Source organism: Selenomonas sp. oral taxon 892 str. F0426 (assembly GCF_000468035.1).
Classification (GTDB): Bacteria; Bacillota; Negativicutes; order Selenomonadales; family Selenomonadaceae; genus Centipeda.
The window spans coordinates 303672-325492 of the sequence record NZ_KI260523.1 but is presented as its reverse complement, the minus strand read 5'-3'; the positions used below and the strand labels follow the sequence as shown (position 1 = coordinate 325492).

The following is a 21821-nucleotide window of genomic DNA, read 5'->3' as shown; positions in this document are numbered from 1 at the left end:
TAGATTGACAGAACAGGAAAAGTGCCGTGTAATATGCAGGGCGGCAGATGAAAAGAAGGCGCGCGACATTGTACAGATGGATATGATCGGACTCATGTCGACGAACGACTACTTCGTTATCTGCTCGGCGAATACGGCGACACAGGTGCGTGCAATCGCAGACAATATCGAGGAGAAAATGGAGGAGGCAGGGATTTCCTTCCTGCACAAAGAGGGGTATCGTGAGGGCGAGTGGGTCTTGCTCGACTATGGTGATACCGTCGCGCATGTCTTCCAGCAGGAGGCACGCGAATACTATGCGCTGGAGCGCCTGTGGGGCGATGCAAAGCTGACGCCGTACGAGGAATAGAGTCCATGCAGGAAAGAACACGGCAGGTGCAACGCACGGGACAGCCCCGTAAATATGGACCGAGTCAGGTGGCTGAGCTCACCGTTGTTCGGGAGAGTGAACTCGGTGTCTTTCTCGATGCGGAGACCGGCAATACGAGCGATGATATATTGCTGCACACGGTTCAGCAGACCGCGCCTGTCAAGATCGGTGATCGTGTCCGCGTTTTTCTCTATCTCGATCCTAAGCGCAGACTGACGGCAAGCATGCGGACGCCGCGGATGAAGGAGGGGCAGGTTGCGCGCCTGCGCGTCATCAACGTGACGAAAGAAGGGGCTTTTCTCGATGTCGGCGCGGAGCGTGGAATCTTTCTGCCCTTTGCCGGCATGCGCGGACGTCCGCAGGTCGGTGAGACTGTCTGGGCGAAGCTCTATACGGATAAGTCTGGTCGTCTCGCTGTGACGATGGAGGTGGAGGATGAACTGCGCCGTGCCTCACGTCCGGCTGAGGGCGTTCGCGTCGGTGACCGTCTCAAAGGCTCTGTCTACAACATTACGGAGCGCGGAGCATTTCTCTTCACGGAGGAGCGTTACATTGCCTTCATCGATCATCGAGAAATTCCGCGTCGTCCACGTGTCGGCGAAACTGTCGAAATGCGCGTGACATATCTGCGCGAGGACGGACGGCTAAATGCGTCGCTTCGCCCGCCAAAGGAGGCAGCGCGTGTCGAGGATGCCGATCGGATTCTTGCGCTCCTGCAGGAACATGACGGGAAGATGCCCTATACCGACGCGACGTCACCTGAGGTCATTCAGGATCGTTTCCAGATCAGCAAAGCTGCCTTCAAACGGGCTCTTGGCCGTCTGCTCAAGGAGGGGCTTATTGTGCAGCGTGACGGATGGACATATTTAGCGCAGGAAAACAAAAAGTCCTAGTTTTTTATTAACAGAGGCAGGATTTTTTTTCCAAAGGGCGAATAGAGAGCATAGCAAACAATGTTTACGAGCATGGGGGAGAGAGATAAATGGCAGAGACGGTTACCGAAGAGAGAAAAGGGATCCTGCTTGAGACAGGAACGAACGAATTTGAGATCGTCGAGTTCAGCATCGGGAAGGTAAACTATGGCATAAACGTGGCCAAGGTGCGTGAGGTTATTACGCGCACGCCGGTGACGGCAATGCCCGAGGCACATCCATACGTTGACGGACTCTTTACGCTGCGCGGCAAGGCGATCCCACTCGTCAATATGGCACGCTGCCTCAATCTCCAGACAGAGGACGAACTCCAGAACATCATTGTGACGGAGATCAACAACTACGACATCGGCTTCCTCGTCGGCAGTGTCTACCGCATCCACCGCATTTCGTGGAAAAACATGGAACCTGCTCCGAACGTCGGAGAAGGTTCGCGCGTGGTCGGCATCATCAAGATGGAGGATCGCATTGTTCTTCTGCTGGACTTTGAGACCATCATCGCAGAGATCAATCCAGAGATCAACCAGAAGCTCACAACGGTCACGGAAGCAACACAGGATGCCAAGACGCGCCGCGGCACGGCGCACGTTGTCGTTGCAGAGGACTCCAAGATGCTCCGAGACCTCCTCGTAACGACGCTGCATGAGGCAGGCTATAAATTCATCCGCGACTTCGGCAACGGTCAGGACGCGTGGGACTACCTGCAGGATCTCGCACGCAAGAACGGGCCGATCGAAAACCACGTGCGCATCATCATCTCCGATGTTGAGATGCCGAAGATGGACGGTCACCGCCTCCTGAAGCTCGTACGTGAGGACAACCGTTTGGGTGAGGTTCCGCTCGTTCTCTTCTCCTCGCTCATCAGTGAGGAGATGAAGCGCAAGGGTGAGAGCCTTGGTGCATCGGGACAGGTATCGAAGCCTGAGATCAATCAGCTCATCGACCTCCTGGATACACTCACCTTTGGGGAGCCCCTCCACGATATGGTCGAAGAACAATAAAATATAGGAATCGCTGATAAAATGAAGTCCGTCAGATTGGCGTAAATTTTTCGTCCGAACAAGGAGGCAAACCGGACGCATAGCCAAAGCTATGTGGAGGATTTGCCGACACAGTGCGGGCAAAAAAGATGCGTCAAGATGGCGGTGCTGAATTTATCAGTGCTTCCTATAATATGATAGGGACTACTGTACTCTGTATGGCAGTCCTTTTTTCGTTCTATTGACATGGCTTTGAAATCTCGTTATCATAGAGCTTAAGGAGATGGTAAAATGAAGGTAGCAGTCCTCATGGGAAGCGACTCCGACTGGCCAATCTTAAAGCCGGCGGTAGAGCTTCTGAAGCAATTCGGCATTGAGCCGGTCGTCAAGGTTGCATCGGCGCATCGTACGCCATCGAATGTGCGTGACTTTGTGATGGAAGCCGATCACAACAAAGAGTATGCCGCATTCATCGTTGCAGCAGGAGCCGCGGCGCACCTCGCAGGCGTTGTGGCAAGCTATACGATTAAGCCCGTCATTGGCATTCCGATCAATGCTACCCCGCTCAATGGCATGGATGCACTGCTCAGTACAGTGCAGATGCCGTCGGGCGTTCCCGTTGCCTCGATGGCAATCAATGGCGCCAAGAATGCTGCGATCTTCGCGGCAGAGATCCTTGCAGTCTACGATGCCTCTATTGCAGAGGCGTTGATGGACTATCGTGAAAAGATGGTTCTCGATGTGGAGGCGAAGGCCGATCGTGTCGCTGCTCAACTTTAAACGAAAGTGATATCAAGCAATTTTTACGATGTATTGAGGAACAGTGGAAAGGCAGGCCTATAATGGCACAGAAAGAGGCCCTTTACGAGGGTAAGGCAAAGATTATCTATGCGACGGATCGCCCAGATGAGTATCTTGTCTACTACAAGGATGATGCGACGGCAGGAAATGGTGCAAAGAAGGGAACGATTGCAGACAAGGGCGTAATGAATAACAAGATGACGGCCTTCTTCTTTGACCTCCTGGCAAAGGAGGGGATTCCGCATCACTACCTCTCCATGCCGAGCGACCGTGAGATGATTGTCAAAAAACTGACGATCATTCCGCTCGAGGTTATCATCCGCAACGTGGCCGCAGGTTCGCTTGCTCAGCGTCTTGGACTTGAGGAAGGGGTACCCATGCCGTTCCCGATCATTGAGTACTGCTACAAGAACGACGAGCTCGGTGATCCGATGCTCAATCGCTATCACATTCGTGCAGTGAAGATCGCAACGGATGAGGAGCTGGATGAGATTGAGCGGATGTCACTGAAGATCAACGATGTGCTCACGAAGTTCCTCAAGACGAAGCGTGTCGATCTCATCGATTTCAAGCTTGAATTCGGCAAAGATGCTTCCGGCAAGATCATTCTTGCAGATGAGATCTCGCCGGATAACTGCCGCTTCTGGGATAGTGATACGAAGGAAAAGCTGGATAAGGATCGTTTCCGCCGTGACCTCGGCAATGTAGAGGACGCCTATAAGGAAATGCTCCACAGGCTGACGGGAGAAGCATAAGCACAATGTACGAAAAAGTGCCAAAGTGGAAAGAAGAGTGCGGCATCTATGGTGTATACTCCCCTGAGGAGAACGTCTCCGAGATGACGTATCTTGGTCTCTTTGCGCTCCAGCATCGTGGGCAGGAGAGCGCAGGTATTGCGCTCACGGATGGATATTGGATTGACGTGAAAAAGGGCATGGGACTTGTTACTGAGGTGTTTCATGAACAGCTTCCGTGTCTCGACAATGCAAAGATTGCTATTGGTCACGTCCGCTATGCGACAACGGGATTCAGCCTTGCGGCAAATGCTCAGCCCCTCCGCGTCAACTACGCGGGGGGCGCGCTTGCGCTCGCACATAATGGAGACCTTACGAATGCGGGACTCATTCGTCGTGACCTCGAAAGCAAGGGGACCGTCTTTCAGACAACGATAGACTCTGAGGTCTTTGTCCATCTCATTGCACGCTCTCAGAAGACCTCTGTCGAGGAGCGTATCCTCGAGGCGGTCAGTGTTGTACGCGGTGCATTCTGTCTTTCCATCATGACGGAGGACAAGCTGATCGGTGTGCGCGATCCGCAGGGGTTCCGGCCTCTGTGTATTGGCAGCACACCAGACGGGGGCTGGGTGCTGTCCTCGGAGACTTGCGCGCTTGATGTGAGCGGTGCCGCCTTCGTGCGTGATGTCCTGCCTGGCGAGATGGTTGTCATGAGCAGTGAGGGGATTAAGTCCTATCGATTTTCCAATGGACAGGACATTGCCTCCTGTATTTTTGAATACATCTATTTTGCGCGCCCGGACTCGATCATCGATGGTCAATCTGTCCATGCGGCGCGCTTTGAGATGGGGCGCGTGCTTGCACGTGAGTCCGGACTGCGCGGCGATGTCGTCATCTCCGTGCCGGATTCCGGCACTACGGCAGCGACTGGATTCGCTTATGAGACGGGAATCCCTTTTGCGGAAGGGCTCATTAAGAACCGCTATATTGGCCGGACCTTCATTCAGCCGACACAGAAACAGCGTGATACGGCCGTCAAGCTCAAACTAAGCCCGGTTCGCTCCGTTGTAGAAGGAAAATCCGTGATCATGGTGGATGATTCCATCGTGCGCGGAACGACAAGCGGGAAGATTGTCCGACTCCTCCGAAATGCGGGAGCGCGGGAGATCCATGTCTGCATCAGCAGTCCGCCCATCACAGATCCGTGCTACTACGGCATTGATACATCTGTTCGCAAGGAGCTCATCTCAGCGACGAAGAGTGTCGAGGAGATTTGTTCTTTCATTGGTGCGGACTCCCTTCATTTCATCTCGATAGAGGGGCTGCGCAAATGTGTTCCAAGACTGAACCCAGATCATATGTGCTATGCCTGCTTCAACAATAACTACCCTGTCCCGGAGGAGGATGCCACACTGGATGAGGATGATAAGATCATCCTTGAGCGGCGGCAGATTGCAGAGCGTGAAAGGGGGCTTTGAGAGCTGATGGAGAAAATGACCTATCGCGATGCGGGGGTTGATATCGATGCGGGCAACAAGTCTGTGTCTATGATCAAAGATGCTGTACGTGCGACCTATCGCCCAGAGGTGATGGGCGATCTCGGCGGTTTTGGCGGACTGTTTGCACTCAACACAAGGGACTACAAAGAACCAGTGCTTGTGTCGGGGACGGATGGCGTCGGCACGAAGCTCCGCCTTGCTTTCCTGCTCAATAAGCACGATACGATTGGGCAGGATGCGGTTGCAATGTGCGTCAACGACATCCTCGTACAGGGAGCGGAGCCGCTCTTTTTCCTCGACTACCTTGCCGTGGGCAAACTTGATCCGGATCAGGTCGCTGAGGTGGTCACGGGGGTTGCCCGTGCCTGTAAGGAGTCCGGCTGCGCCCTGATCGGCGGTGAGACGGCGGAGATGGCTGGTTTTTATCCGGTTGGTGAGTACGATATTGCGGGGTTCTCGGTCGGCGTGGCAGAACGCTCCAAACTCATTACAGCTGCCCGCGTGAAGGCAGGGGATATATTGCTCGGACTGCCTTCTTCGGGAGTACACTCGAACGGCTACTCTCTTGTGCGTAAGATCGTCTTTGAGCATAAGGGCTTCAAGGGCGGCGAGTATATGGAGGAGCTTGGCAAAACAATCGGAGAGGAACTGCTGACGCCGACGCGGCTCTATCCGCGCATCTGCCTGCCGCTCATTCAGGAGTTTGACATTCACGGCATGGTACATATTACGGGCGGCGGCTTCTATGAAAATATCCCCCGTGCTCTGCCGGACCACATGGGTGCGGAGGTGAACGCTGCGGCGTGGGAAATGCCGCCCATCTTCCGTCTGCTGCAGGAGTGGGGGAATGTGGATTGGGCGGAGATGTACCGCACGTTCAATATGGGCATCGGGATGGTGCTCATCGTCTCGCCTGAGGAAGCGCAGCGCATTGCCGCACACTTGAAGGCGCAGGGGGAACGTGTTTATCAGATCGGTCATGTGACCGAGGGGGCGCATGAGATCGTCATCAAGGGCGGTGTCTTTGATGCGTGAGGAGAAAATTGGCGTTCTTTGCTCGGGGCGCGGCTCCAATCTCGCGTCCATCATCGAGGCGATTGAGCGCGGTGAGATACGTGCCGAAATCGCCGTTGTCATCGCGGACAAAGCGGATGCCTATGCGCTTGAACGGGCACGGGAGAAGGGGATTCCTGCCGTTGCTGTCATCTATCGGGACTATGCGGAGCGTGCGGACTTCGAGCGTGCACTGCTCACGGAGCTGCACGCACATGGGGTAACTCTTGTTGTGCTTGCAGGATTTATGCGGATTCTGTCTCCTGTCTTTGTGCACGCCTATACGGGACGCATCCTGAACATTCACCCGGCGCTTCTGCCGAGCTTTCCGGGCGCACATGCACATCGCGATGTACTTGCCTATGGCGTGAAGGTCAGCGGATGTACCGTGCATTTCGTGGATGAAGGCATGGACTCCGGTCCCATCATCCTGCAGGCTTCCGTGCCTGTTCAGGAAGGGGATACGGAGGAGACGCTTGCCGCGCGTGTGCTTGCACAGGAGCATCGCATATTTCCCGAAGCGATCAAACTCTATGTCGAAGGAAGGCTGCGTACGGATGGGCGAAAGGTGCATATTCTGTCCGCCGCTGAAGGAGAATCACCATGAAGATAAAACGTGCTCTGATCAGTGTATCCGACAAAAATGGCGTTGTGGAGTTCGCGCGTACTCTGCACAAGGCCGGTGTTGAGATCGTCTCCACGGGGGGGACGATGAAGGCACTGCGCGAGGCAGGCATCCCTGTCATCTATGTCAGCGATGTGACGGGCTTTCCGGAGATCATGGATGGCCGCGTCAAGACGTTGAACCCCTTTGTGCATGGAGGAATTCTTGCCGTACGGGGGAATCCGGAGCATGAGAAGGCGCTGCGCGAGCTCAAGATCACGCCGATTGACCTCGTTGTCGTCAACCTTTACCCATTCAAGGAGACGGTTGCGAATCCCAATGTCACACTTGCCGAGGCTGTCGAGCAGATTGACATTGGCGGCCCTGCGATGATTCGTGCGGCGGCGAAGAACTTCAAATTCGTCACTGTAATTACGAATCCGGCGCGCTATGCGGAGATTGCAGAGAAGATTGAAAAGGACGGCGCTGTTGATGGCATGACACGCATGCGGCTTGCACATGAGGCATTTGAACATACAGCAGACTATGACAGTGCCATCAATGCATATCTCGCCGGACAGTTGGAAAAATGAGGAAGATGACGTGAATATTCTCGTAATCGGATCGGGCGGACGTGAGCATGCCCTTTTTTGGAAACTGTCGGAGAGCCCGCAGGCAGACCGCATCTACGCCATTCCCGGAAATCCCGGCATGGGGGAGCTGATCGATATCCCTGTCACGGACAATGCGGCGATTCTCCACTTTGCGAGGGAAAAGGAAATCGGCCTTGTTGTGGTGGGGCCGGAGGTTCCGCTAATGAACGGCCTTGTAGACGAGCTCGAGGCAGCGGGCATTCCTGCCTTTGGACCGCGCGCGAATGCGGCTGAGATCGAAGGCTCGAAGTCGTTTGCCAAGGATCTCATGAAGAAGTACGGAATTCCAACCGCACGCTACGAGGTCTTTACTGAGGCAGAATCTGCGCGCGCCTACATTCGTCGCGAGGGCGCGCCGATCGTTGTCAAGGCGGACGGCCTTGCCGCAGGGAAGGGCGTCATTGTCGCCATGACGGAGCAGGAGGCACTCGATGCTGTGGATGCCATCATGGAGGACAATTCCTTCGGCGATGCGGGTGCCCGTGTCGTCATTGAGGAGTTCATGGAGGGAGAGGAGGCATCTCTTCTCGCCTTCACCGATGGTAAGGTTATTCGTCCCATGATCAGTGCGCAGGATCACAAGCGTGCCTTTGATGGTGACAAGGGACCAAATACGGGCGGTATGGGGACATACGCACCTGCACCCGTCATGACGCCCGCGATGACCGAGCGTGCTGTGGAGGAGATTCTAAAGCCGACCATCGCCGCTATGGAAAAGGAAGGCCGGATCTACCGCGGATGTCTCTATCTCGGGCTGATGATTACGGACGACGGTCCTAAGGTTGTTGAGTTCAACGCGCGTTTTGGCGATCCTGAGACGCAGGTTGTGCTGCCGCTCCTCGACGGGGATCTCGCTCAGATCATGCTCGCCTGTACGGGTGGTACGCTTGCTGATGTTCCCATTCATTGGAAGGATGGGGCGGCCGTCTGCGTTGTTCTCGCTGCGGGCGGTTATCCCGGCTCCTATGAGAAGGGCCATGAGATTTCCGGCATCGAGGATGCAGCGAAGCTTGGCGCACTCGTCTTCCATGCGGGGACGGCAGCGCAGGGGGATAGGATTGTTACGAATGGCGGTCGTGTCCTCGGCGTTGTCGGCCGGGGAACGGACATTGCATCTGCTGTGCAGGCTGCTTATGCTTCAGTCGGGCAGATTTCTTTCAAAGACGCCTACTACCGTAAGGACATCGCACACCGTGCATTGCGTCGGTAAGTAAAAAATCGGGTTTGCCGAGAAGTTTCGGCAGACCCGATTTTTTATTGGATAGTTTCACATGTGATCGCGCAGCATTGCGCCAACGGAATCGTAGACGGCACGCGCAGCCTCGTGCATAAAGGGCTGTGCGCGGGCTACGGTGAATCCGTGATATGCCTCAATCATGGCGAGATCGTTACGGTCGTCACCGATGATGAGCAGTTCTGCATCCTCCCATCCGCAGCGCCGGACAAGATCGGCGATGCCTGTGCTCTTGTTGACGCCTGCGGTATTGAGATCAAGGTACTGCCGGTTCATATTGCCCGTGAACGTATCGGGAAAGTCTGCATCGATGGCCGCAAAAGCCGCGAGTGTCTCCGCGCGGTCCGCGAATCGCATGCCCATCTGAACGACATTCTCAAGATCGAGGGCATCCTCAACCCGATCCAGTGGTGTGAGGCAGGAAGGAGAGACATCGGCGTGCAGGCGGTAGGAATACGCACGCGTATCGGTAAAAAAGAGCATACCGCCTTCATACGTGCGGACATGTTTTGAGGCGAAGAGCTGCTCCATTGCAGCACGGGGGAGATGCGTCAGCGCCACCGGGGTTCCCGTTGTATCGTGAAGTGCTGCGCCGTTGCAGCAGATGTAGAAGTCGACCGGGATTTCATATGCTGCTGTTTCCATTGCAATGAGACTGTGGTCGCGTCCTGTGACAATGCCGAACTTATTTCCGGCGCTCCGCCATGCGTGAATCGCGTCAATGTTTTCTGCCGGAACTCCTTCGCCCGGCACAGCGAGTGTACCATCATAGTCACTGAATGCTATTTTCATCAGTTCTGTTCCTCTGCATTTGCCGTTTCAATTCGATGGAATAAACCTACATGATTCGGAGGAAAAAGTCAATTTATATTCATATATTGTTGACAAAGATTATCAACCTGTGATAGCTTGTTGGAGGGCTATTGGGACCGGAGTTGGGAGATGATATGTTGCTGACCTCTTACGATAGAAATTATTTGCGGATTAGTCTGCCCGCCGCGCTCGAGGGTGTTCTTATGATTTTCCTGAGCAATGCGGACATCGTGATGGTCGGCACACTCGGCACCGGTGCGATTGCGGCAGTCAGCATCTTTACGCAGCCGCGCATGATGCTTCTCACCGTCGCTCGTTCCGTAGCAGCTGCGGTGACCATTCTGATTGCCGAGCGGTTCGGGCAGGATCGGCACGATACCTATGGCGATGTGCTGAAAAAAACAATGGTGCTTGTTGCCGTTGTGCTTGGACTGGCGCATGTCGCTTTCTTCTTTCATCTGGATGGAATTCTCCTCTGGATGGGTGCACAGGAGGACTATCTGCCGGATGCCATGATCTATGGGCTCTGGACACTGCCTGCTGTGTTCGTTACCTCGATTACGAATCTGATGCAGGCGGTCATGTTCGGCCGCGGCGAGTCCATGAGCGTTCTTTCGATCAACATACAGGGCAATGTCGTCAATGTCGTCCTCAACGCCCTCCTGATTTTTGGCCTCGGGCCTTTTCCTGCGCTCGGTGTTCTCGGTGCTGCGCTCGGCACCATCGGAGGCTCTCTGTGGTCGCTCTTCCTCACGGTGCGTACGCTGCGTGAGTGGGGGATCTTCCGGCAGGGGAGCTATCGCCTGACCCGCGCGTATCTGCGCGAGTTTCTCGGCGTATTCGGCGGCATCTTCAGTGAGCAGGGATTTGAACGAATCGGCATGGTTCTCTATACGCGCATGGTCGCGGAACTTGGAACGGCTGCCTATGCTGTGCATTCGATTGCCATGAATTTCTGCGACTTCTACTATAATTTCTGCAACGGCATGGGGAAAGCGAGCACAGTTTTGGCAGGGCATAACCGAGATGCAGTGAAGCGTGAGGAGTGGAGGCGCTATCTCTGGACGGGAATGCGATGGAGTCTTATTTTTTCGACCATAGCTTTCCTGCTGACTTATGTATTTCGTGCAGAAATCTTCGGTGTCTACTCTAGCGATCCGGATCTCCTCCCGCTTGGGAGCCTTATCATTGCCTATGTTGCGGCTGTAAGTTTTCCGGAGGCGTGTCAGATGGTCTGTGCCGGGATTCTTCGTGCGAGCGGGAAGACAACGCAGGTGGCGGCCTATTGCTTTATCAGCATTACCATACTGCGTCCGATCATCACATATATTTTTATTTACGAACTTCACATGGGACTTGAGGGGGCATGGCTCTCGCTTGCCCTTGATCAGACAACCCGTGCCGTCTGTGCAGCCATTCTCCTGCGTGGCGTCTGCCGGAACAGAGGTGAAGTTTCACTGCATTCTCCTTAATGTACATGCGTGAGCATATGTTTATGTGTGAATAAATTCTTGAAATCATCTGAACTGGACATATTGACAATTGCGTCCAACCTGGATATACTAGGACTGGGAATTTACGAAAACTAAATAGAATACGTTGCGAGTGTCGATTTAGGACTGCTGCCGCTATGATGCAGGACCAAAGTCGAGCGATAAGAGGAAAACGGGTGCGATGCCCGTGCTGTCCCGCAGCCGTAAATAGGGAGCATTCTTCCACAGGCACAGAGCCTGTGCCTGCATAGTCACTGGTGCAAACCGGGAAGGCGGAGGAACGCAGCGATCTATGAGCCGGAAAGCCTGCTCGCAGTAGGATTCATTGTTGGACTCACGAGAGATGGGGAGATGAATAAGGCAATGATATGTCTTGTGCAGAGGCATATTGTTTTAGCTTGTTTGCGCCGCTTTCTCTTTTGAGATAAGCGGTTTTAATGTGCCATTATAAAAAAGGAGTTGGGGAGTTGAGTGCAAAAGCCTTGCTGATGCGTCTTGGCCAAATGCTGCTCACGTTATTGGGTGTAACGTTCTTAACATTTGCGCTGACATTTTTTGCTCCAGGTGATCCTGTGGATGCGATCCTGGAGACGGGCGATACCATTGTTTCGCAGGAGACAATCGAGCGAACACGCCATGAGCTCGGGCTCGATCTTCCGTTTCATCAGCAGTATATTCGCTGGCTGGATGGGGTTGTACATGGCGATATGGGAATGTCCTATTCTGCGAAGATCCCTGTGAAGGATAAACTCCTGCAGAATCTGCCGGGCACACTTCTCTTGGCAGGAACAGCAGTTATTATGATGCTGCTGATTTCCATTCCGGCAGGCGTTGTGTCGGCACTTTATCGCAACCGCTGGCCGGATCAGATCATCCGCATCTTCACCTTTCTCGGTGTCTCCATGCCAAGCTTTTGGGTGGGACTCATTCTGCTCTATGTCTTTGGTCTAAAGCTGGGGCTTTTCCCGATTGCGGGCGGCGAGGTAAGTCTGGATCGTATGATTCTTCCTGCCTTTACGCTTGCGATCCTGCTCTCATCGAAGTATACGCGGCAGGTGCGCACGGCTGTGCTTGAGGAGCTCGGACAGGACTATGTGACGGGTCTGAAGGCGCGCGGTATGTCGATGCAGCGTATCCTCTGGCGCCATGTTCTGCCGAATGCATTCCTGCCGCTCATCACACTGCTTGGCCTTGCGATTGGCTGGCTGCTTGGCGGTGTTGCCGTTATTGAGATTGTATTCTCGTGGCCGGGCATCGGACGTCTTGCTGTGCGTGCGATTGAGACACGCGACTACCCGCTCCTGCAGGGCTTTGTCCTCTGGATTGCAACGCTCTATATGATTGTGAATCTGATTGTTGATATATCCTATACCTATCTGGATCCGAGACTGCGAAAGGGGGCGAAATCATGACAAGAGATGCGCTTCTCTTTCGTCTCTATACGGGGCTGATCCTGTTGATTGCGCTCGCTGCAATCTTTGCGCCTTTGCTTACTTCGTATGATCCGTATGAATCGCAGATTCAGATGTCTCTGCTCCCGCCATCTGCCGAGCACTACTTCGGAACGGATAAGCTGGGGCGTGATCTCTTTACTCGAGTGCTCTATGGTGCACGGGTTTCGTTGACAATGACACTGTTTGTTGTCGTTCTTATTGCGGGGCTTGGCACGCTGATCGGTGTCATCTCCGCCTATGTCGGCGGCAAGGTCGATACAGTAATCATGCGGCTTGCTGATATTTTTCTGGCATTTCCGGGCATTGTGCTTGCGATTGCAATTGCAGGTGTGCTTGGCGGCAGTGCTGTCAATGCAGTCCTGGCCCTTGTGGTTGTCGGTTGGACGAAGTATGCACGCCTCGCACGCAGCTTGACTCTGAAAGTGAAGCAGCAGGATTATTTGGCTGCCGCCATTACAAACGGTACACGACAGGCGGATATGATTCGGCGGCATATCCTGCCGAACATCCTGCCGATCATCATTGTGACAGCGGCGCTCGATATTGGGGCGCTTATGATGGAGCTTGCGGGGCTCTCCTTCCTCGGATTCGGCGCACAGCCGCCTACGCCGGAATGGGGCCTCATGTTGAATGAGGGGCGTCAGCTGATTCAGACGGCACCCTGGCTTATGATTTTCCCAGGACTTGCAATTGCCTCTGTGGTTGCAATCTTTAATCTATGGGGAGATAGTCTGCGGGATATGATGGACCCGCGCAAGGCGAATTAAAGGAGGAACAAATGGGAAAGAAAAAAAGATGGCTTGCGGCACTTCTGACTGGCTGTATGGCAGCGGCGCTCCTGACAGGCTGCGGCGGCGGAAATCAGTCCGCAGGCGACAAAACGACGCTGAAGGTCGGCGTTACAAATTTTGCGGATTCTCTTGAACCCACGGAGAATGCATTTGGATGGGTTGTCGTACGCTATGGCATAGGTGAGACACTGACGCAGTTTGATGAAAAGATGAACATCCAGCCGTGGCTTGCCGAGAGTTGGGAGATCAGTGACGATAAGCTGACGTGGATATTCAAAATTCGTGATGTTAAGTTTTCGAACGGCAGGCCTCTGACGGCTGCAGCGGTCAAGGCATCCCTTGAGCGTACATTTGCGAAGAATACACGCGCAGCAACCTTCTTCAAGTATACGAATATGGAGGCGGACGGACAGACACTCAAGATCACGACGGATAAACCGGCACCGAGTATGCTGGGCTATCTTGCAGATCCGCTCTTCCTCATTGTCGATGTTGAGAGCGAAAAGGAGCGTAACTTTGCAACGCAGGGACCTATTGGTACCGGTCCGTATGTCTGTGAGGCCTTCGTGAAGGAAAAGGCCGTCATGAAGAAGAACCCGAACTACTGGGGCGGAGAAGTTCCCTTTGAAACGATAGAGATTCCGTCCATCGACGATCCGAATACACGCGCGATGGCCCTGCAGTCGGGTGAGGTCGATATGGCAGTCAACATTGCTGCTGGTGATATTGGGCTCTTCAGTGACACTGCGAAGTTCCATGTTGACCGCATTGCATCGCTGCGTACGGTTTTGGCGCGCATCAACCAAAAGGGGATTCTTGGCGATCCGAAGGTACGCGCTGCGTTCATTTCGATGACGGACCGCAAGGCGTACAATGAGGTTATCCTCAAAGGGACCTTTATCCCGGGAAAGGCTCCGGTTCCGCCCTCTCTTGACTATGGTTTCGATCAGCTGACCGATCCGAATGCCTATAATGTCGAGCGTGCAAAGCAGCTCCTCGATGAGGCAGGCTGGAAGGATACAGACGGCGACGGCATTCGTGATAAGGACGGCAAACCACTGTCTGTGGACTTTATCATCTACAACAGCCGTGCTGAGCTGCCGATCTATGCAGAGGCAGTCCAGGCGGATGCGAAGAAGGTTGGCATCGATGTGAAGGTCAAGACGGTTGATTACAATCTTCTTGACAAAATTGGAATCAATGGTGAGTATGACCTGCTGATTTCCAACATCACGACGGCAAATACGGGTGACCCCGAGATTTACCTCAACTGGTACTGGCGCACGAACATCAACGGCAACAACCCGCAGAACGGCTCCGGTTACAGCAATCCTGCATACGATGCGCTCTGTGCTGACCTTGCTGTTGAGTTTGACCGTGGAAAACGCCGTCAGCTGATGATCGATATGCAGCAGATTCTGCTGGACGACGGCGCAGCGCTATTCCTTGGTTATCCCGAGACGAACATCATCAGTTCCACGAAGATCACGGGCGCGATTATGCATCCGGCAGACTACTACTGGATCACGAACAAGATCAAACCTGCGAAGTAATAAGGAGGAGAAGCCCGAATGTTAGTTGAGGTGCGAGGGCTCAAAATCGCATACGAAGGCACGGAAATGGTGCACGGTGTGGACTTCACCCTCAAGGACGGGGAAGTGCTGACCATTGTCGGCGAAAGCGGCAGCGGAAAGACCACCGTCATTCGGGCGATGCTCGGCTGCCTGCCGCATGTCGGCAGGGTAACGGCCGGTGAGATCCTCTATGACGGGAAGGACATGACGAAGTGCTCCGCAGAGGACTGGCGCCGCGTGAGCGGCAAGACCGCCGCGATGATCTTCCAGGACAGCGGCAGTATGATGGATCCGATTCGGACCATCGGCGAGCAGTTCGTTGAGTACATTCAGACACACGATGATATGGGCGTGAAGGAGGCTGCTGCGCAGGCACAGGATATGCTGGCGCGCATGCACCTCTCCAATCCCGCTAATGTCATGAAGAGTTTCCCTTTTGAACTCTCGGGTGGTATGCGTCAGCGTGTGGGGGTTGCCATGGCAATGTTCTTCAAGCCGGCACTCCTGCTCGCCGATGAGCCTACATCGGCACTGGATGTGACGACGCAGGCACAGGTCGTCAACGAAATGATGGATATCTGTCAACTAGATGGGACATCCATTGTGCTCGTGACGCACAACCTCGGTGTCGCTGCCTATATGTCCGACCAGATCATGGTTATGCAGAGCGGCAATGTTGTCGAGCACGGCACCGCCGAAGAGATCATCGAGCACGCACAGCAGGCGTATACAAAGGAACTCCTGCGTGCCGTACCACAGATTGGAGGAGAGCGTTATGACAACATCGGAGCGTGAGGTTATCCTGCGCATCGATCACATCACGAAGCGCTTTCCTCTGGAGGGTGGTAAGGTACTTACGGCATGCGATGACGTGACGTTCCCCGTCTATCGGGGAGATATTCTCGGCATCGTTGGTGAGAGCGGCTGCGGAAAGAGTACGCTGGTGCGCACATTGATGCAGCTGCATCCGCCGTCGGAGGGACAGATCTTCTTTAAAGACCAGGAGATCACCGGCCTCAAGGGCGAGGATGCGCGCAATATGCGGCGCAACATCCAGATGGTGTTCCAGGACCCGACGACCTCGTTCAATCCGAAGATGAAGATCAAGGACATCATCTGTGAACCGCTTCGGAACTTCGGTATTCTCGAAGGCAGTGCACGGGACAAGGCAGCAGAACTGCTCCGTCTCGTCGATCTGCCCGAGGAGTTTGCTGAACGCTACCCCGCGAATATGAGCGGCGGGCAGCGGCAGCGTGTAGGTATCGCGCGTGCGCTTGCCCTCGAGCCTGAGATTCTGGTCTGCGATGAGGCAACGAGCGCACTCGATGTTTCCGTCCAGGAAACGATCGTGGAGCTCCTTGTCCGTATCCAGCGCGAGCGGAATCTGACGATTCTCTTTATCTGTCATGATCTCGCACTTGTCTCGCGTCTCTGCACCCGCGTCGTCGTTATGTACTTCGGCAAGGTTGTGGAGGAGCTGGAGGGGAAAGATCTCGCACAGGCGAAGCATCCGTACACGCAGAAACTGCTAAAGTCTGTGTTTACTCTCCTGCCAAAGGGAAAGGCACCGCGTATTGAAGTTCCAGAAGTGGAAATCCCTGCATAGCATCGGATATTCAAGAAAATCGAATATGCGTTAGAAAAGAGCTGCCCTCCGAGCGCCGCTTCTCCCGTTTCTATGGGGGACCGAGTAAGCACTGGAAGGGGCACTTGCAAGGATACATCTAACACAACATCAAGGGTGCTGCACAAAGTTTTCCCGCTTCGTGCAGCATCTTTTTTGCTTGTCTACGATGAACCTGGAGCGCTGCTTTTCAAATTTATCTTGCTGTCCCTCTGAAATAATGATATTATTACCTTGCATATTCTATGTAAGCGCCTCCATATTTTACATCATAGGGGATTTGGATTTATGTTTAATTTCAAACAGAAAGATGACGAATTCTTCGACCTGTTCATCGAGAGTGCAAAGTACTTTCAGAAAGGCGCGCTGGTTTTAGACGAGGTGATGCAGGACTATACAACCGCCAATGCGAAGGTAGAGGTCATCAATCGGATCGAACACGAAGCAGATGCGATCAATGACCGCATTATAGATAAGCTGAATCTGACATTTATCACGCCGATTGACCGAGAAGATATCTATGCCATGGCAAATGATCTGGACGACGGCGTCGACCTCCTGCAGGGCATTCTCCAGCGCTATGATATGTACCGTATGGGAAAGCCGATGCCGGGCGCAATCAAGCTCACGAAGCTCCTGATCTCTGCGACGGAGGAGGTCGTTCGGGCAGTATCCTACCTCGAAAACATCCGCAAGAATCAAATGCAGATACTGGATGCCTCTCATAAGATCGAGCGTTTTGAGAGTGAGGGAGATCTCATCTACCGCAGCGAGGTCGCCTATCTTTTCGAAAATGAAAAGGATCCGATTGAGCTCATTCGCTGGAAGGATGTCTTGGAGCAGTTAGAGGATACTCTGGATCATTGTGAACTCATTGCGGATATGCTGCGGGGAGTGGTAATGAAGTATGCCTGATTTCCAGCTTATGATCTTCTTGGTCATTATCTTGTCGCTCATCTTTGACTTTATCAACGGGTTCCATGATACAGCGAATGCGATTGCGACATCCGTATCGACAAGAGCCATCAGCCCACAGAATGCGATTATCATGGCAGCCGTTCTTAATTTCTTTGGCGCTATGTACAGCACGGGTGTTGCAAAGACCATCGGATCGGACATCGTGAAATCGGCCTCTCACGTAGATGAACACGTATTGATTGCTGCGCTCTTTGGTTCTATCATATGGAATATCATAACGTGGAAGTTTGGTATGCCATCCAGCAGTTCCCACGCACTCATCGGCGGCCTTATTGGTGCCGTTCTCGTCTCTGTCTCTGGTATTGATGGCCTTAATTTTTATGGAATCGGAAAAATTATACTTTCCCTGATTCTCTCGCCTCTCGTTGGTATGGCCTTGGGATGCGTGATTATGCTCGTTCTGTTTCGCTTCTTTGGACGCTTTCGGCCTGCATCGATCAATGGCAAGTTTAAGAAGATGCAGATCTTGACGGCAGCCACGATGGCGTTCTCGCATGGCTCCAATGATGCACAGAAGTCGATGGGCATCATGACCCTTGCGCTGCTTGCCGGTGGTTACATCGATGTTTTTGAGGTTCCCACCTATGTCAAGGTGCTTGCGGCACTTGCAATGGCATCCGGAACTGCTTGCGGCGGCTGGCGCATCATCAAGACGATCGGGGGGAAGATCTTTAAGCTGCAGCCGATTTCTGGATTCGCAGCAGATCTGAACTCCTCCATCATCATATTTGGTGCGACTCTTCTGCATCTGCCCGTCAGTACGACGCACGTCGTGTCTGGATCGATCATGGGGGTCGGTGCGGCAAAGCGCATCAACGCGGTTCGTTGGGGGGTTGCCCAGCAGATGGTGATTGCATGGGTGATGACGATTCCCTGCACCGCAGTCATGGGGGCAATTACATACAAGATTGTAATGATGTTTATCTGATGGACAGAAAATCCTGCTCGTACGATGAGCAGGATTTTTATATAGAGAGGAAAGGGAGGATATTCTCTATGGGAAAAAGTCTGATTATGTGCGCCAAAGAGAGCCAACATTTATATGACAGCCTGATTGTTGCAGCGAAGATCAATGGGGAAATACATGATCTTCAAACATCATACGCCGAAGCGGACGAGATCCGTTTTGTGACACGCGACTCTCCCCATGGGTGGACAATCTATCGGCGCTCTGTGCTCTTTCTGCTGATTGCTGCGGTAAATCAATTGGAGAAACGTGCAGAAGTCATTGCCAAATTTACCGTAAATAAGGGCCTATACTGTGAAATAAAGATGCCAAACGCTGCGATTGAGCCCGCCTTTATCGAGAAAATCGAGGCTCAGATGCGGGAAATGATTGCGGCGAATCTTCCGATCATCAAGCGCAGTATATCGCGTGAGGATGCCATTGATCTCTTTCGCCGGCAGGGGCGCGATGGAAAGGTGCAGCTGCTCTCTGCGTTATCAAACGAGACGATCAGCATCTATACGTGTGAGGACTGCTTCGACTATCTCTACGGCCCGATGCTCTATGAGACAGGAGAGCTTGGACTGTTTGAGCTCGATTACGAACCTGACGGCGTACTCATCCGTACTCCTGACGAGATGACGCAGGGGCACATCCGGCAGCGAATCAACCAGCCAAAGTTTGGCTCCATCCTTGCGGAGTCGAAGGAATGGGCAGATATCTTGGAGTGCAGGTTTATCTCCGACCTCAATCGCATGAACAAAGAGCATCAAATCGGGGAGCTCATCCGCATCTCGGAGGGACTGCAGGAAAAGAGAATTGCACAGATTGCGGATCATATTGCTGCCAATCAGGAGAATATCCGTATCATTCTGATTGCCGGTCCCTCCTCCTCAGGAAAGACTTCCTTTGCACAGCGTCTGCGCATCCAGCTGCGTGTCAATGGGCTGCGCCCTGTGATGATCTCTCTCGATGATTACTTCCTCAATCGAGAGGATACTCCTCTGAATGAAAAAGGAGAGTATGACTATGAGTCTCTCGACGCATTGGATACAAAGCTCTTCAATGAGAATATGCTCAACCTCTTGGCAGGTCGGGAGGTTCAAATCCCACGCTACAATTTCATCACGGGGAAGAGGGAGTGGAAGGAGGATGCATTCCTCGCCATTCAAAAAGATCAGCCCATCATCATTGAGGGCATTCACGGGCTGAACGAATATCTTACGAAGGCTATTCCACGCATCAATAAATATAAAATATATATCAGTGCATTGACTCAGCTGAACATTGACGCACACAATCGGATTCCAACGACCGAGGTTCGTTTTCTGCGACGTCTTGTACGGGACTACCAGTTTCGCGGTGCAAAGGCACTCAAGAGCATACGCCAATGGCCGGATGTCAGAGCCGGAGAGGAGAAGTATATCTTCCCGTTTCAAGAGGATGCGGATGCCCTCTTCAACTCCGCACTGATCTATGAGATCGGTGTACTAAAAGCATATGCAGTTCCGCTCCTATCTGAAATCAAGCAGATGGAAGAAGGTTATACGGAAGCACGCTTGATTCTGCGATTTTTGCAGTATGTCGATTCGATCGACAATACGGACGACATCCCGAATAATTCGATTTTGCGCGAGTTCATTGGGAAATCAGTGTTCTTCCCGCAGGCATGATGCATTTGTTCTCTGGGAAGATATGAGGGGGCTTTTTGTTGTCTCCAAAGCCTTTCAATTTGCATAGAACCTTTGTTTTTGTTATACTGTATGCCGTTGACAATCTATGATTTACGGCACGAGCGAAGGGAAAGACATACTGGAATGGCAAGGGAACAGAAGGCGGATCATACATTTATCAAATATGCAAGCGGTATTTTTGCGGTATCATTTCTACTGGTATGCGCCATTTATTATGGTGCGCATTATTTTATGTCCGGGTCGCTTCGGAGTGGACATCCTTTCGAGGATGGGGCGGAGCATGAGCTGGGCTATGTCGTCCTCATGGGGGTTGACCGCAGGGAGGGCGATATCGGCCGCAGTGACACACTGATGCTCGCTGCCGTCGATGAGGAGCATGCGCGCGTATCTGTGCTGTCGATCCCGCGTGATACACGCATTGACCTTGGCCGCGGCTATGGCTATGATAAGATCAACCATGCCTATGCGTTCGGTGGTCATACGCTGACACTTTCCGCCGTCGGGAGTCTCGTGGGCGTTCCTGTCACGCATTATATCCTGATCGACACGTCTGCGTTCGAGCGGATCGTGGATGCTGTGGGTGGTGTGGATATCGATGTCGAGAAGCGTATGTACTACGAAGACCCTTGGGATGATCACGGCGGTCTTGTCATCGATCTCGCGCCGGGAGAGCAGCATATGAATGGGGCGCAGGCGATCCAATATGTGCGCTATCGCGACGGTGAAGGGGATATTGGCCGTATTGGGCGTCAGCAGCATTTTCTGCGGGCGCTTCTCACGCAGTTCCTGAGTCCGCAGGTACTCCCACGGATCGCAGCGGTGATCGATGAGGTGAAAAATGCGGTCGAGACCGATCTGACGACGCGTCAGCTCCTCTCTTTTGCAAAGCTTCTGAAAGATGTTGAGGAAAATGGGCCCTCCATGCAGATGGTTGAGGGAGCACCGGCATATCTCGGCGATGTGAGCTATTGGATCCCGGACATTATGGAAACCCGAAAAAACTTCTTTGCGGGTGTGGGAAAGACAATGACAGCGCGCATGGAGGAGGATGCAGTGCATGATGCCACTGTCTATCGTGCGCAAATGCCGGAGCGTCTGCGTGTAATGACGGAGACTGAGGAGCGGGAGCTCCTCCCCTCAGCCGAGGAGCTCCTGGCGGAGGGAGAAACTGCCATCGAGGCACAGCGCTCCGCACGCGGTGAGAAGAAATCTGCGGATAAGGCATCGGAAAAGAAAGAGAAGGGCACAGAGAAAGAGGAGCATGCTCAGAAGCCGGTGCAGGAGAGCGCGGAGGATCGTGCAGAGGATATCTCTGTAATGATCATCAATGCGAGCGGAATTGATGGAGCCGGTGCGGAGATCGCCGATACCCTTCGTGCAAAGGGCTTCCGCATCGCCAGTGTAGAGACGGGAAGTGCCTCGGATCGTCCGAAGACCGCCGTGATGACGACGGACGCGCATGTGAATATGTTCTACGGTATGCCGTTTCCCTGTGTTATCATGCCGGTCGACGGTGCAGGCGATAAGCAGGCGATTGTGATCGTTGGGCGTGACTATCGCCCCGATGCCGTGCATGGGGATGGAGAAGAGTGAT

22 protein-coding genes and 1 riboswitch are annotated in these 21821 nt (G+C 53.3%); of the genes, 21 read left to right on the top strand and 1 reads right to left on the bottom strand.

Features of this window, described 5'->3' with window-relative positions:
* The first annotated feature begins 4 nt into the window (after nt 1-4).
* The 11 genes from rsfS to purD all read left to right on the top strand — a co-directional run bounded on the left by rsfS (nt 5) and on the right by purD (nt 8836).
* The gene (gene rsfS, locus HMPREF1992_RS02430) at nt 5-349 is read left to right on the top strand and encodes a ribosome silencing factor (protein ID WP_021684229.1); all 345 of its coding nucleotides are present in this window, start codon (nt 5-7) and stop codon (nt 347-349) included.
* Nucleotides 350-354: 5 nt separating this feature from the next.
* Entirely contained in the window at nt 355-1263 is a 909-nt protein-coding gene (locus HMPREF1992_RS02425) for a S1 RNA-binding domain-containing protein (RefSeq protein WP_021684228.1), read from the top strand.
* Between the two features lie 89 nt (nt 1264-1352).
* Nucleotides 1353-2303 carry a chemotaxis protein gene (locus HMPREF1992_RS02420; RefSeq protein WP_021684227.1) on the top strand — a complete coding sequence of 317 codons (951 nt, stop codon included), beginning with the start codon at nt 1353-1355 and terminating at the stop codon, nt 2301-2303.
* Between the two features lie 45 nt (nt 2304-2348).
* Nucleotides 2349-2480 carry a secretion protein HlyD gene (locus HMPREF1992_RS11720; RefSeq protein WP_071782447.1) on the top strand — a complete coding sequence of 44 codons (132 nt, stop codon included), beginning with the start codon at nt 2349-2351 and terminating at the stop codon, nt 2478-2480.
* A gap of 93 nt (nt 2481-2573) precedes the next feature.
* The gene (purE, locus tag HMPREF1992_RS02415) at nt 2574-3062 is read left to right on the top strand and encodes a 5-(carboxyamino)imidazole ribonucleotide mutase (protein ID WP_021684225.1); all 489 of its coding nucleotides are present in this window, start codon (nt 2574-2576) and stop codon (nt 3060-3062) included.
* Nucleotides 3063-3124: 62 nt separating this feature from the next.
* A complete protein-coding gene (gene purC / locus HMPREF1992_RS02410; RefSeq protein ID WP_021684224.1) occupies nt 3125-3838 on the top strand; it encodes a phosphoribosylaminoimidazolesuccinocarboxamide synthase in 714 nt (237 codons plus the stop codon).
* Between the two features lie 5 nt (nt 3839-3843).
* A complete protein-coding gene (gene purF / locus HMPREF1992_RS02405) occupies nt 3844-5295 on the top strand; it encodes an amidophosphoribosyltransferase (RefSeq protein ID WP_021684223.1) in 1452 nt (483 codons plus the stop codon).
* Nucleotides 5296-5301: 6 nt separating this feature from the next.
* Nucleotides 5302-6351 (top strand): phosphoribosylformylglycinamidine cyclo-ligase, encoded by a 1050-nt coding sequence (gene purM / locus HMPREF1992_RS02400; RefSeq protein ID WP_021684222.1) that lies wholly within the window; start codon nt 5302-5304, stop codon nt 6349-6351.
* Entirely contained in the window at nt 6344-6976 is a 633-nt protein-coding gene (gene purN / locus HMPREF1992_RS02395) for a phosphoribosylglycinamide formyltransferase (RefSeq protein ID WP_021684221.1), read from the top strand. Before purM ends, purN begins: the two co-directional genes overlap by 8 nt.
* On the top strand, nt 6973-7566 hold the full coding sequence (locus tag HMPREF1992_RS02390) for an MGS-like domain protein (RefSeq protein WP_021684220.1): 594 nt from the start codon (nt 6973-6975) through the stop codon (nt 7564-7566). The genes purN and HMPREF1992_RS02390 overlap by 4 nt, the downstream gene beginning before the upstream one ends.
* A gap of 10 nt (nt 7567-7576) precedes the next feature.
* Entirely contained in the window at nt 7577-8836 is a 1260-nt protein-coding gene (gene purD, locus HMPREF1992_RS02385) for a phosphoribosylamine--glycine ligase (protein WP_037358176.1), read from the top strand.
* A 57-nt stretch (nt 8837-8893) separates the two neighbouring features.
* Here purD and HMPREF1992_RS02380 read toward each other — a convergent pair whose 3' ends face one another.
* Nucleotides 8894-9652 carry an HAD family hydrolase gene (locus HMPREF1992_RS02380; RefSeq protein ID WP_021684218.1) on the bottom strand — a complete coding sequence of 253 codons (759 nt, stop codon included), beginning with the start codon at nt 9650-9652 and terminating at the stop codon, nt 8894-8896.
* A 158-nt stretch (nt 9653-9810) separates the two neighbouring features.
* On the opposite strand from HMPREF1992_RS02380, the gene HMPREF1992_RS02375 reads away from it, so the two are divergent.
* From HMPREF1992_RS02375 to HMPREF1992_RS02330, 10 genes are all read left to right on the top strand, one after another.
* Nucleotides 9811-11145 carry an MATE family efflux transporter gene (locus tag HMPREF1992_RS02375; RefSeq protein WP_037358175.1) on the top strand — a complete coding sequence of 445 codons (1335 nt, stop codon included), beginning with the start codon at nt 9811-9813 and terminating at the stop codon, nt 11143-11145.
* 114 nt (nt 11146-11259) lie between these two features.
* A riboswitch (cobalamin riboswitch) is annotated at nt 11260-11495 on the top strand.
* A gap of 159 nt (nt 11496-11654) precedes the next feature.
* Complete coding sequence (gene nikB, locus HMPREF1992_RS02370; RefSeq protein ID WP_037358173.1) at nt 11655-12578, top strand: nickel ABC transporter permease; 924 nt, start codon at nt 11655-11657, stop codon at nt 12576-12578.
* Entirely contained in the window at nt 12575-13387 is an 813-nt protein-coding gene (nikC, locus tag HMPREF1992_RS02365; protein WP_021684215.1) for a nickel transporter permease, read from the top strand. Before nikB ends, nikC begins: the two co-directional genes overlap by 4 nt.
* An 11-nt stretch (nt 13388-13398) precedes the next feature.
* The gene (locus tag HMPREF1992_RS02360; RefSeq protein ID WP_021684214.1) at nt 13399-14964 is read left to right on the top strand and encodes an ABC transporter substrate-binding protein; all 1566 of its coding nucleotides are present in this window, start codon (nt 13399-13401) and stop codon (nt 14962-14964) included.
* A gap of 18 nt (nt 14965-14982) precedes the next feature.
* Nucleotides 14983-15780 carry an ABC transporter ATP-binding protein gene (locus HMPREF1992_RS02355; protein WP_021684213.1) on the top strand — a complete coding sequence of 266 codons (798 nt, stop codon included), beginning with the start codon at nt 14983-14985 and terminating at the stop codon, nt 15778-15780.
* Complete coding sequence (locus tag HMPREF1992_RS02350) at nt 15761-16591, top strand: ABC transporter ATP-binding protein (RefSeq protein ID WP_021684212.1); 831 nt, start codon at nt 15761-15763, stop codon at nt 16589-16591. Before HMPREF1992_RS02355 ends, HMPREF1992_RS02350 begins: the two co-directional genes overlap by 20 nt.
* Before the next feature lie 306 nt (nt 16592-16897).
* On the top strand, nt 16898-17524 hold the full coding sequence (locus tag HMPREF1992_RS02345; protein WP_021684210.1) for a DUF47 domain-containing protein: 627 nt from the start codon (nt 16898-16900) through the stop codon (nt 17522-17524).
* Complete coding sequence (locus tag HMPREF1992_RS02340) at nt 17517-18515, top strand: inorganic phosphate transporter (RefSeq protein ID WP_021684209.1); 999 nt, start codon at nt 17517-17519, stop codon at nt 18513-18515. Before HMPREF1992_RS02345 ends, HMPREF1992_RS02340 begins: the two co-directional genes overlap by 8 nt.
* 68 nt (nt 18516-18583) lie before the next feature.
* Complete coding sequence (locus HMPREF1992_RS02335) at nt 18584-20206, top strand: nucleoside kinase (protein WP_037358108.1); 1623 nt, start codon at nt 18584-18586, stop codon at nt 20204-20206.
* Between the two features lie 144 nt (nt 20207-20350).
* Nucleotides 20351-21820, top strand: a complete 1470-nt coding sequence (locus tag HMPREF1992_RS02330) for an LCP family protein (RefSeq protein WP_021684207.1) — start codon at nt 20351-20353, stop codon at nt 21818-21820.
* Nucleotide 21821 lies beyond the last annotated feature (1 nt).